Below are 11,329 nucleotides of genomic sequence, written 5' to 3'. Positions count from 1 at the left end.
CGGGTCGGGCAAAGGGCAATGCTACCCGTACGCAGGGTACGCCACCGCTCCCCCGGACGGTCGGCACCGACCGGCCCGACGGGCCGGCCTGGTCAAACGGTCAACAGGGCATGGACCGGGCGCTGCGCCAGCCGCTTACGGCCCTCAAGGAAGCCCAGCTCCAGCAGCACGGTGAACCCGGCCACCGTCCCGCCGGCCCGTTCCACCAGGTCGAGCGTGGCCTCGGCGGTCCCGCCGGTGGCGAGCACGTCGTCGAGCACAAGCACCCGGTGGCCCGCGGTGAACGCGTCCTGGTGCACCTCCAGCGTCGCCTCGCCGTACTCCAGCGCGTAGGAGGCGGAGTGGGTGGCCCGGGGCAGCTTGCCGGCCTTGCGCACCGGCACCACGCCGACGCCGGTGGCGTACGCGACCGCCGCCGCCAGCACGAACCCGCGCGCCTCGATGCCGGCGACAGTGTCGAACGACTCCGGCCCGTGGTAGGCGATGATGCCGTCGATCACCGCCCGGAACGCCTCACCGTCGGCGAACAGCGGCATCAGGTCCTTGAACACGACACCCGGCTTGGGGAAGTCCGGCACGTCCAGCAACCGGCTGGCAACGAGCTGGGCGACCTCCGGGCCGCTGTCTCCCCGTACCCCTGCGGTGTGGGTCTCCGTCACTGTGCGTCCCATGTCCTCTCGAAACGACGACGGCGTCCGTCATGCCGTGACATCAGCATGACGGACGCCGTCGGACCGATTCCGTCCGGCCCTGCGGTCAGCGGCGCTTGCCGCCGGGCCGGTTGCCGCCGCCACCTGCGGGACGGCCGCCGCGGGCGCCGCTGGGGCGCTTGCCCGCCGGCCGGGCACCCACCTTGGGTGCGGCACCGGCCAACGCCGCCGCCTCCGGGTCGATCGGCGCGTCGGCGGCCGGCGCTGCGGTACGCGGGCCCTTCGGCGTGATCTCGCCCCGGGCGAGCGCGGCCCGGCGGGACAGCACCCGCTTGTTGTGGGCGCTGATCCGCGGGTCCATGTTCTTCAGCAGCACCAGCAGCGGCGTGGCCAGCACGATCGAGGTCAGGAACGCCACCGCCATACCGACGAACAGCACCAGGCCGAGGTCCTTCAGCGTGCCCGCGCCGAGCAGGCCGGCGCCGATGAAGAGCAGGCCGCCGACCGGCAGCAGCGCCACCACCGAGGTGTTCAGCGAACGCATGAGGCTCTGGTTGAGCGCCAGGTTGGACGCCTCGCCGTAGGTGACGTTGTTGTTCGCGGTGATGCCGCGTGTGTTCTCCTGCACCTTGTCGAAGACCACCACCACGTCGTAGAGCGCGAAGCCCAGGATCGTGAGGAAGCCGATGATCGTCGACGGGGTGACCTCGAAGCCGACGATCGAGTAGATGCCGGCGGTCAGGGCCAGGTTGGTCAGCAGCGAGACGATCGCGGCGGCCGCCATCCGCCACTCGAAGCGCAGCACCAGGTAGATCGACACCACCGCGATGAAGATCACCAGGCCGAGGAAGGCGCGCGAGGTGACCTGGCTGCCCCAGGCCTCGGAGACCTGGCTGCCGCTGATCTGGTCGGCCGGGATGCCGAACTCCTGCGCCATCGCGGTCTTGGCCGCGTTGGCCTGCTCGGCGGAGAGCTGGCCGGTGCGCATCTCGTAGAACTCGCCGCTGGTGCCGCCGACCTTCTGGGCGCTGACCACCTCGACGCCCGGCGCCTCGTCGACCAGCACCTCGTCGACGGTCCGCTCGGCCTGGTCCAGCGTGCCGACGCTGGCCGGCACCTGGAACGAGTTGCCGCCCGCGAACTCGATGCCCAGCTTGAAGCCGCTGATCGCGAAGCTCAGCACGGCGATCAGCACGAGCACGCCGGCCACGCCGAACCACAGCTTGCGCCGCCCGACGATGTTGAGATCCGCCTCGCCCCGGTAGAGCCGGGCGGCCAGACCGCTCTTAGCCATCTCAGGCCTCCTTCACACGCGGGTTGCGGGCGGTGCCCGGCTCGGCCGACCGGGCCGGCAGCGCCCGGCCCAGACCGCTGACCCGCGGCGACAGGAACGCCCGGGTCCGGGCGAACATCGTCATGATCGGGTGGCGGAAGAGGAACACGACGAGCAGGTCGAGCACGGTCGCCAGGCCGAGCGCGAAGGCGAAGCCCTTCACCGCGCCGACGGACACGATGTAGAGGACCACTGCCGACATCAGCGTGATGGCGTTGGCCGAGATGATCGTCCGGCGGGCCCGGATCCAGGCGCGCGGCACCGCGCTGCGTGGACTGCGGCCCTCCCGGATCTCGTCTTTCAGTCGTTCGAAGTAGATGACGAACGAGTCCGCGGCGACGCCCAGCGACACGATCATGCCGGCGATGCCGGCGAGCGTGAGCGTGAAGCCGATCGACCGGCCGAGCACCACCAGCGCGCCGAAGACCAGCAGCGCGGAGAGCACCAGGCTCAGGAAGATGACCGAGCCGAGCAGGCGGTAGTAGAAGAACGAGTAGATGATGACCAGCAGCATGCCGATGCCGGCCGCCAGCAGACCCGCCTTGAGGTGGCTGTCACCGAGCGTCGCGGTGACGTTCTGCTGCTCCTGCGGCTCGAACGTGACCGGCAGCGCGCCGTAGCGCAGCTGGCTGGCGAGCGCGTTCGCGGCCTTGTTGTCGAAGCTGCCGGTGATCTGCGAGTCACCGGTCAGCACGCCCTGGATCTCCGGGGACGAGACGATCTCGTTGTCCAGCACCACGGCGACCCGGCACTTGCCGTCCTGGCCGAGCGCGGTCTGGTCGCAGGCCTGGCCCTCGTTGGTGAACGCCTCGCGGGTCAGCGCGGTCCACTTCTCCTGGCCGCCGCCGGTGAAGTTGAGGCTGACCACCCAGGAGCTGGTCTGGTCGAGCTGGGCGGAGGCGTTCTTCACGTCGGTGCCGAGCACCTTTGCCACGTCCAGCAGGTACTTCGCGCCGGACTCGCAGGCGACCGCCTTCTGCTTCTCGTCCTTGATCGAGGCGGCGGGCCGCTTGTCGAGCTGGGCGCAGGTGATGGTCGGGACGTTGAACTGCATCTCCACCGGCAGGACCGCGACCTCCTGCGGGGAGAGCGTGCCGAACGGCTTGAGCTTGTCCGCCAGCGACGGGTCGGTGGTGAGGTCCGCCGGGGCCTGCAGGCCCGAGGCGGCGGCCCAGGCGGCCGCGCCGACCTTCTGCTCGACGGCCTTGCGCTGCTGCTCGATGCTCTGCGGCACCGGCTCGGCGCTGGCGCTCGGGCTCGGCGCGCCGGCGCTCGGCGAGGCCGACGGGGACGCGGAGGCGCTGGCGCTCGGCGTGGGGGCCATGCCGCCCTGCCCGCCGGCGCTCGGCGACCCGCTCACCTTGGGACTCGTGCTCGCCTTCGGCGACGCGCTGCCCGACGGGGTGGCCGCTCCGGACGGGGTGGCGCTGGGCGTCGGCGCGGGCGCGAGCGCGGCGCCGCTGCCGTCGGTGGCCTTGAGCACCTTGCGGAAGCGCAGCTCGGCGGCCTCACCGACGTCGGTCAGGTCCCGGTTCTGGCCGGGCAGGGAGATGACGATGTTGCGGTTGCCCTCGGTGACCACCTCGGCCTCGGCCACGCCGTAGGCGTTGACCCGGCTCTCGATGATCTGGCGGGCCTCCTCGAGGTTGTCGGCGGTCGGGGGCTTGCCGTCCACCGTGTTGGTGGCCTCGAGCGTCAGCCGGGTGCCGCCGACGAGGTCCAGGCCGAGCCGGGGCTCCAACCGGTCCTTCCAGCCACCGCTGGCGCCGCCCGAGAAGAACACCAATAGATAGAGGACGACGAAGATGAGCCCGAGCACGGCGAGCTGCCGTCCGGGCCGCATCTGTCCCTGAGGTGGTGCCACGGCTGTCCTGTCTCCCTGTACGGTCGCGCCGCTTCCACGGCGGCGACAACTGTCGGGCCGGGGGTGTCCGCCCGACTGCTCCGGCGGGTCGGCACCGGAGGACGGCACGCCGGCTGGAGCGCGGCGCGGGGGCGCCGCACGGCCCGGCCGGATGCCGGCGCCGCGCGCCGACCCCAACTATCCACTTGTACGGATGAATCCGCTGCCCCGTCCGGGACGGGTGGTCACTCCTTGACCGGCTCGGCTTCCTCGGTGATCGTCTCGGCCGCCGGCGCCTCGGAGCGCTTGATCACCCGCGCGACGGCGGGACGGGCGTACCGGGTCTGCACGCCCGGGGCGACCTCGAGCAGGACCGTCTCGTCCTCGATCGCGGTGACCGTGCCGTGCAGGCCGCCGATGGTGACCACCTCGTCGCCCGGGGCGAGTGCGGCCTGCATCTGCTCGGCCTCGCGGCGGCGCTTCTGCTGCGGACGGATCATCATGAAGTACATGACGACGAAAAGCAGAGCGATCATGAGGATCGGCGTCAGACTGCCGGCTCCCCCGCCACTCGCTGCTGCGTAAAGCACGGTGTAGACCTTCCGGTTGGCCTCCACCCCGGCGCCGGAGGGCGCCGCAGCGGAAGCGGATTCTCACGTCCTGTACAAACCGCGGCGAAGTCTAGTCCCTGCTCCTGAGAAGACCGAATGCGGCACAGATCACGAACGGATCACGGCTGGTCGGTCTGCACCGAGAACAGATCGGGCCCCGGAGGGGCATCCGTACCAAATGTACCATTCGGGGGCGTACGGCCCAGATGGCGCCAGGCGGCCTCGGTGGCCACCCGCCCGCGTGGGGTGCGGGCCAGGAGCCCGGCCCGCACCAGGAAGGGCTCGCAGACCTCCTCGACCGTGTCCGGCTGTTCGCCCACCGCCACGGCGAGCGTGGACAGGCCCACCGGGCCGCCCCGGAACGAGTCGACGAGCGCGGTCAGCACCGCCCGGTCGAGCCGGTCCAGGCCGAGCGCGTCCACGTCGTAGACGGCCAGCGCGGCCCGCGCCGTCTCCAGCGTGACCACGCCGTCGGCGCGGACCTCGGCGTAGTCGCGGACCCGGCGCAGCAGCCGGTTGGCAATACGCGGCGTGCCCCGGGACCGGCCGGCGACCTCCGCCGCACCCTCGGCGGTGATCGGCACGCCGAGGATCCGGGCCGACCGGTGCAGCAGCGTCTCCAGGTCGGCCGGCGCGTAGAAGTCGAGGTGCGCGACGAAGCCGAACCGGTCACGCATCGGGCCGGTCAGCAGGCCGGACCGGGTGGTGGCGCCGACGAGCGTGAACGGCTCCACGTCGAGCGGGATCGCGGTCGCGCCCGGCCCCTTGCCCACCACCACGTCGACCCGGAAGTCCTCCATGGCGCTGTAGAGCAGTTCCTCGGCCGGCTTGGCGATCCGGTGGATCTCGTCGATGAACAGCACGTCACCCTCGGCGAGGCTGGTCAGGATCGCGGCCAGGTCGCCGGAGCGCTCGATGGCCGGGCCGCTGGTCACCCGGATCCCGGTACCCAGCTCGGCGGCGACGATGTTGGCCAGGGTCGTGTTGTGCACCACGAAGTCGTTCACCGTGAAGGTGTGGTCGCCGTCGACGGTCAGGCACCGGCACTCCTGCAGGCCGACCGCCTCGACGGAGGCCACCCGGTCGGCGGCGAGCCGTTCGTCGAATCGATCTCGACGCGGCATCCACTCGGCGAGCCGCCGACCTCGCTCACCGATCACCGTCACACGCTGCGCGAACCGCGCCACATCGTCCTGGCTGGTGACGCTCAACCGCCAGGACTCGTGCGGCCGACCCTGGTAACGCCCGCGCTTGAGCTTGAGCCGTGACTGAACACCGAGCCGCAGCAGCAGGTGTTGTACGTCCTCCAGCAGCCCCCGTGCGACGCTGTAGAACTCGACGACCACGTCGTACCGGTCACGTCCCCGGCGGCTCACCGTACCGTCGCAGGCGAAGTAGGCGCCGAGAAACGCCGACACCTGCAAGGCGTCACCTTCGAAGACGAAGTCGGGCACTCGCTTCTGCCAGGCGTTCTTGCCGAGCAGGCCATGTTCGGCCAGCCAGGGCTGAAGACCCGAGATGCGGATCATCGAACTGCGGGCACTGTTGGGCCTGGTCACGTGGCCGTGCCCGATCCGGTCACAAACAGACCGGAAGTCGGCCAGCACGTCCTCGTCACCCCCCGTGAAGGTGACCTGATTCGTCGTGCATCCGTCGCCGATGAGATAGCCGGCGAGCTTGTACTCGGCGACATCCTGAACGGTGTCCGCGACCAGTTCCGGGCACAGGACGTTGGCGACGAAGTCGCGGTCGGTGAGATCTCCCGCCTTCGTCCAGCCCTCGGTGGTCCAGAAGGGGTGGTCGGGCGCCGCGACGACATCCCGCCCGCTCGTGGTCCGGATCCTGACCGACTCCAGTTCACCCTGCTCGTGCACCGCCAGCACGGCGGCGCCCGCCCCGGTTCGGGTGATGACCCGGTCACCCACCTCGATGTCACCGAGCCGACGCCGTGATCCGTTCTCCAACAGGACCAGAGCCTCCACGGACACCGGCTTCCCGAGACCCGGCGGGCCCGACAGGAGGATGTGGTCGGGCGGGGAGCCGCGCCGCATCGCGCCCTGCAACAACAGGTCGAGCTGGTCACGGACGCGGTGCTGGGCGATGAACTCGTCGAGCCGCTTCGGGCGGACGCTCGCCTCGGCGTCCCGCTCGGCGTCGTCCACGTACGCCGAGACCAGGTTGTCGTCGCTCATCCGCGCGGGCCCGTCACCGGGTCCGGCCCAGGAGGCGGATGGCCTGCTTGAGCAGGACCGGCACCGGCGGGGTCTCGCCGTCGACGGTCTCCCCCACCGCGGCCACGGCCTGCTCGGCCTGGCTCGCCGTCCAGCCGAGCCCGACGAGGGCCTGGCGGACCTGCTCCGGCCAGGCGCCCGCGGTCACCCCGGCCGCGCCGTCGGCGCCCACCGGCACCGGGCCGACCCGGTCGCGCAGCTCCAGCACCAGCCGCTCGGCGCCCTTCTTGCCGATGCCCGGCACCCGGGTCAGCGCGGCGGTGTCGGCGTTGGCGATGGCCTTGCGGACCGCGTCCGGCGTGTGCACGGCGAGCACTGCCTGGGCCAGCCGGGGACCGACCCCGCTGGCGGTCTGGAGCAGCTCGAACAGCTGCTTGGCGTCGTCGTCGGCGAAGCCGTAGAGGGTGAGCGAGTCCTCCCGGACCACCAGGCTGGTGGCCAGCCGGGCGGGCTGGCCCACGCGCAGGTCGGCGAGCGTGCCGGGGGCGCACTGCACGGCCAGGCCGATGCCACCCACCTCCACCACCGCGTGATCCGGGCCGGTGGCGGTCACCGTGCCGCGTACGCTCGCGATCATCGCGTCCCTCCTCGTCGGGCCCGTTGGGCGGCCGCGGCCAGCTTCGACCGGGTGCCGCCGCGCCACACGTGGCAGATGGCCAGCGCCAGGGCGTCGGCGGCGTCGGCCGGCTTCGGCGGCTCGGGCAGCCGCAGCAGCCGGGTGACCATCGCGGTCATCTGCGCCTTGTCGGCCTGACCGGAGCCGGTCACCGCCGCCTTCACCTCGCTCGGCGTGTACGTCGTCACCGGCAGCCCGGCCCGGGCCCCGGCGAGCACCGCGACGCCGCTGGCCTGCGCGGTGCCCATGACGGTGCGGACGTTGTGCTGGCTGAACACGCGCTCCACGGCGACGGCGTCCGGCCGGTGCTCGGCGACCAGGTCGGTGAGCGAGCGGTCCAGGTGCAGCAGGCGCAGCGCGAGGTCGTCCTCGGGGTCGGTGTAGACCACGTAGTAGGCCACGAGCGTGCAGGGGCGGCCCGGCACGCCCTCGACCACGCCGACCCCGCACCGGGTCAGCCCCGGGTCGACGCCCAGCACGCGCACGCCGCCTCCTCCCCGAGCCGCCAGCAGTACGTGTGTTCGACCCACCCTACTGGTGGCCGCCGACACCGGGACGGCCGGACACGCCGGGCGCGGACGGTGACGCGGCGCACCACACACGCGGGCGGTGGAGTATGTGTCGCCGCCCCATGTGCCAGGGGGCACCCGGCTCGTACGTTCATGCGCCATGACGGCAGAACCCGTGGCGGTCCCCTACGTCGTACACGTCGACCTGACCGGTCGCACCGCGCTGGTCACAGGTGGTGGCGGCGGCATCGGACGGGCCTGCGCCCTGCGCCTGGCGGCAGCCGGCGCGACAGTGGTGGTGCTGGACCGCGACGTGGCGGCGGCCGAGGCGGTGGCCGCCGAGACCGGCGGCCGGGCCGTCGGGATCGACCTGGCCGACCCGGCGGCGGTGGACGCGCTCGACATCGACGCCGACATCGTGGTCAACAACGCCGGGCTGCAACACGTCGCACCGGTGCAGGACTTCCCGGTCGAGCGCTTCGAGTACATCCAGCGGGTGATGGTGGAGGCGCCGTTCCTGCTGATCCGCCGCGCGCTGCCCCGGATGTACGCGAACGGCTGGGGCCGGATCGTGAACATCTCCTCGGTGCACGGGCTGCGCGCGTCCCCGTTCAAGTCGGCGTACGTCTCGGCCAAGCACGCGCTGGAGGGCCTGTCCAAGGTGGTCGCGCTGGAGGGCGCCGCGCACGGCGTCACCGCCAACTGCATCAACCCGGCGTACGTGCGCACCGCACTGGTGGAGAGCCAGATCGCCGACCAGGCGGCCACCCACGGCATCGGCGAGGACGAGGTGGTCGAGAAGATCATGCTGGCCCGGGCGGCGATCAAGCGGCTGATCGAGCCGGCGGAGGTGGCGGAACTGGTGGCGTACCTGTGCTCCCCGCCCGCCGCGTTCCTCACCGGCACCTCGATCGCCCTCGACGGGGGCTGGACGGCGAACTAGTGGCCCCGCGCACAATGTCGGTCATGTCGTCGCCGGTCGAGTTCCTGGAGCTGCTGGCGCGCGAGGCCGCCGCGGTCGAGTTCGAGGGCCCGCTGGTGGCCGCGCGCGCCGCCGGCCTGCCCGCCGAGCGGCTGGCCGAGCTGGAGCAGGCGAAGGTGGTGGCGCTGCGGGTACGGGCGCTGCTGGCGCGCCGGCGCCGCCGGGAGACCGAGCTGTCCGGCCTGTACGACACCGCGAGCGACCTGGCCGGCCTGCGGGATCTGGACGACGTGCTGCGCGCGATCGTGCACCGGGCGCGGATCCTGCTCGGCACCGACGTGGCGTACATGACGCTGAACGACGACGAGCGCGGCGACACGTACATGCGGGTCACCGACGGCTCCATCTCGGCCCGGTTCCAGCGGCTGCGGCTGGAGCTGGGCGACGGGCTCGGCGGGCTGGTCGCGCAGACCGGCACCCCGTACGTCACCTCGAACTACCAGGAGGACGAGCGGTTCCGGCACACCGGGGAGATCGACGGCGGCGTGGGCGAGGAAGGCCTGGTGGCCATCCTCGGCGTGCCGCTGCGGCTCGGGTCCAGCGTGATCGGCGTGCTGTACGCGGCGAACCGCTCGGCCCGGCCGTTCGCCCGCGAGGAGGTGTCGCTGCTGGTGTCGCTCGCGGCGCACGCGGCGGTGGCGATCGACACCGCGCGGCTGCTCGCCGAGACCCGCGCGGCGCTGGCGGAGCTGTCGGCGGCGAACAGCACCATCCGGGCGCACAGCAGTTCGGTGGAGCGCGCCGCCGCGGCGCACGACCGGATGACCGCCCTGGTGGTGCGCGGCGGCGGGATGGAGGACGTGGCGGCGGCGGTCACCGAGGTGCTCGGCGGGGAGCTGCTGGCGCTGGACGCCGAGGGCCGGCGGCTGGCCCGGGTCGGCGAGATCGAGGAGCCGGACCGGGCCGACATCGTGGAGGCGGTGGCCGCGTCGCGTACCGAGGGGCGCAGCGTGCGCCGGGGCCCGCTCTGGTACGCCGCGGTGGTGGCCGGCGCGGAGAACCTGGGCGCGCTGGTGCTGCGCCCGGACGACGAGCTGGTCGACGCCGACCAGCGCATCCTGGAGCGCGCCGCGCTGGTGACCGCGTTGCTGCTGCTGTTCCGCCGGACCGTGGCCGAGGCGGAGGGACGGGTACGCGGCGAGCTGCTGGACGACCTGATCGCCCGGCCGCTGCGCGACGCCGACGCGCTACGGGCGCGGGCCCGCCGGATCGGGGTGGACCTGGACGCCCCGCACGTGCTGGTGGCGGTCGGCGACGACGCGTTCGCCGAGACCGGCTCGGCCCGGCAGCGGGTGCTGTCCTGGGCCACCACGTACGCCTCGACCCGGGGTGGCCTGGCGGCGGCGCGCGACGGGCGGGTGGTGCTGATGCTGCCCGGCCACGACGCCGGTGGCGCGGCACGCGCGGTGGCCCGGGATCTGTCCCGGGTGACCGGCCGGCCGGTGACCGCCGGGGCGAGCGGGCCGTCGACCGGTCCGGCGTCGCTGGCCGTCACGTTCGCCGAGGCGGAGCGCTGCCTGTCCGCGCTCGGTGCGCTGGGCCGGGCCGGGCAGGGGGCGAGCACCGCCGAGCTGGGGTTCGTCGGGCTGCTGCTGGGCGCGGTCGGCGACGCCGGGGACCGGGACGTGGCCCGGTTCCTCGCCACGACGGTGGGCCCGGTGCTGGACTACGACGCCCGGCGGGGCACCGCGCTGGTGAAGACGCTGGAGGCGTACTTCGGGGTGGGCGGCAGCCTGGCGCGGGCCGCCGAGCAGCTGCACGTGCACGTGAACACGGTCACCCAGCGGCTGGAACGGGTCGGGCACCTGCTCGGCGCGGACTGGCAGCGGCCGGAGCGGGCGCTGGAGGTGCAGCTCGCGCTGCGCCTGCACCGGCTGCGCACGCCCGCCCGCTGAGCGGCGGGCGGCGGCCCGGCCCGGGCAGGCCGACCGAGCCGGGTCAGCGGGCCCGCAGGCCGTCCAGGACCGTGTCCACGATCCGCTCGGGCAGCATCCGCTCGTCGCGCTCGGGGTGCCAGCGCAGCATCCGCTGGGTGAGCATCGGCGCGGTGAGCAGCGACATGGTCACCTCGATGTCGAGGTCGGCGCGCAGCTCGCCCCGCTCGATCGCGCGGCCCAGCACCTCGCGCAACGCCGCGCGCCGGGGCTCGACGATCGCCTCGTACGCCTGCCGGTGGGCCGAGCTGCGGTTCACCTCGGGCACCAGGCAGGGCATGATCTTGCGGACCCGGGGGTCGGCGTGCTGGCCGACCGCGCCGACGAGCAGCACCAGGTCGTCGCGGACGGAGCGCCCGGCGGTGCGGGGCGCGGGCCCCTTGAGCGTGCGCAACGCGTCCAGCAGCAACGCGTCCTTGCCCGCCCAGCGGCGGTAGATGGTGGCCTTGCCGACTCCGGCGCGGGCCGCGATCGCCTCGATGGACAGCGACTCTATGGTGCTGCCCTCGGCCAGCAGGTCGAGGGTGGCGTCGACGATCGCCTCGTCCGCGCGGGTGCTCCGCGGTCGCCCGGGCGACCGCGGAGCATCCGCCGTGGAAGTCATGTCAGACATTGTCCAC

The 11,329-nt window shown here is 72.9% G+C and carries 10 protein-coding genes and 2 pseudogenes; 2 read left to right on the top strand and 10 right to left on the bottom strand.

Annotation, left to right across the window (positions count from 1 at the left end; all coding sequences use genetic code 11):
• Positions 1-92 precede the first annotated feature (92 nt).
• The 9 genes and pseudogenes from GA0070562_RS19695 to ruvC form a co-directional block, all read right to left on the bottom strand.
• Positions 93-659, bottom strand: coding sequence for an adenine phosphoribosyltransferase (locus GA0070562_RS19695; protein WP_091424226.1), 567 nt, complete (start codon positions 657-659; stop codon positions 93-95).
• A 97-nt stretch (positions 660-756) separates the two neighbouring features.
• Entirely contained in the window at positions 757-1,944 is a 1,188-nt protein-coding gene (gene secF / locus GA0070562_RS19690; protein ID WP_091424224.1) for a protein translocase subunit SecF, read from the bottom strand.
• 1 nt (position 1,945) lies between these two features.
• Entirely contained in the window at positions 1,946-3,847 is a 1,902-nt protein-coding gene (secD, locus tag GA0070562_RS19685; protein WP_175438800.1) for a protein translocase subunit SecD, read from the bottom strand.
• A gap of 224 nt (positions 3,848-4,071) precedes the next feature.
• Positions 4,072-4,416: a preprotein translocase subunit YajC gene (yajC, locus tag GA0070562_RS19680; RefSeq protein WP_175438799.1), complete on the bottom strand. Its 345-nt coding sequence runs from the start codon at positions 4,414-4,416 to the stop codon at positions 4,072-4,074.
• 140 nt (positions 4,417-4,556) lie between these two features.
• Entirely contained in the window at positions 4,557-5,561 is a 1,005-nt protein-coding gene (ruvB, locus tag GA0070562_RS30715) for a Holliday junction branch migration DNA helicase RuvB (RefSeq protein WP_225853377.1), read from the bottom strand.
• Between the two features lie 51 nt (positions 5,562-5,612).
• A pseudogene (locus GA0070562_RS30990) lies at positions 5,613-6,311 on the bottom strand (LAGLIDADG family homing endonuclease); the annotation flags it as partial.
• Positions 6,291-6,629: pseudogene (locus GA0070562_RS31050) on the bottom strand (Holliday junction branch migration DNA helicase RuvB); the annotation flags it as partial. The pseudogenes GA0070562_RS31050 and GA0070562_RS30990, both read right to left, overlap by 21 nt.
• A gap of 13 nt (positions 6,630-6,642) precedes the next feature.
• The gene (gene ruvA / locus GA0070562_RS19665; protein WP_091424215.1) at positions 6,643-7,245 is read right to left on the bottom strand and encodes a Holliday junction branch migration protein RuvA; all 603 of its coding nucleotides are present in this window, start codon (positions 7,243-7,245) and stop codon (positions 6,643-6,645) included.
• Positions 7,242-7,769 (bottom strand): crossover junction endodeoxyribonuclease RuvC, encoded by a 528-nt coding sequence (gene ruvC / locus GA0070562_RS19660; RefSeq protein WP_091424213.1) that lies wholly within the window; start codon positions 7,767-7,769, stop codon positions 7,242-7,244. Before ruvC ends, ruvA begins: the two co-directional genes overlap by 4 nt.
• 184 nt (positions 7,770-7,953) lie before the next feature.
• On the opposite strand from ruvC, the gene GA0070562_RS19655 reads away from it, so the two are divergent.
• On the top strand, positions 7,954-8,736 hold the full coding sequence (locus GA0070562_RS19655; RefSeq protein WP_091424211.1) for a 3-hydroxybutyrate dehydrogenase: 783 nt from the start codon (positions 7,954-7,956) through the stop codon (positions 8,734-8,736).
• Positions 8,737-8,750: 14 nt separating this feature from the next.
• Positions 8,751-10,670, top strand: a complete 1,920-nt coding sequence (locus tag GA0070562_RS19650) for a helix-turn-helix domain-containing protein (protein ID WP_091424207.1) — start codon at positions 8,751-8,753, stop codon at positions 10,668-10,670.
• Positions 10,671-10,713: 43 nt separating this feature from the next.
• On the opposite strand, the gene GA0070562_RS19645 is transcribed toward GA0070562_RS19650, so the two are convergent.
• Entirely contained in the window at positions 10,714-11,322 is a 609-nt protein-coding gene (locus GA0070562_RS19645) for a TetR/AcrR family transcriptional regulator (RefSeq protein ID WP_091424205.1), read from the bottom strand.
• Between the last annotated feature and the right edge of the window lie 7 nt (positions 11,323-11,329).

The organism is Micromonospora tulbaghiae, assembly GCF_900091605.1.
Classification (GTDB): Bacteria; Actinomycetota; Actinomycetes; order Mycobacteriales; family Micromonosporaceae; genus Micromonospora; species Micromonospora tulbaghiae.
The sequence above is the reverse complement of the archived record's forward strand: the minus strand, read 5'-3'. Positions and strand labels throughout refer to the sequence as shown.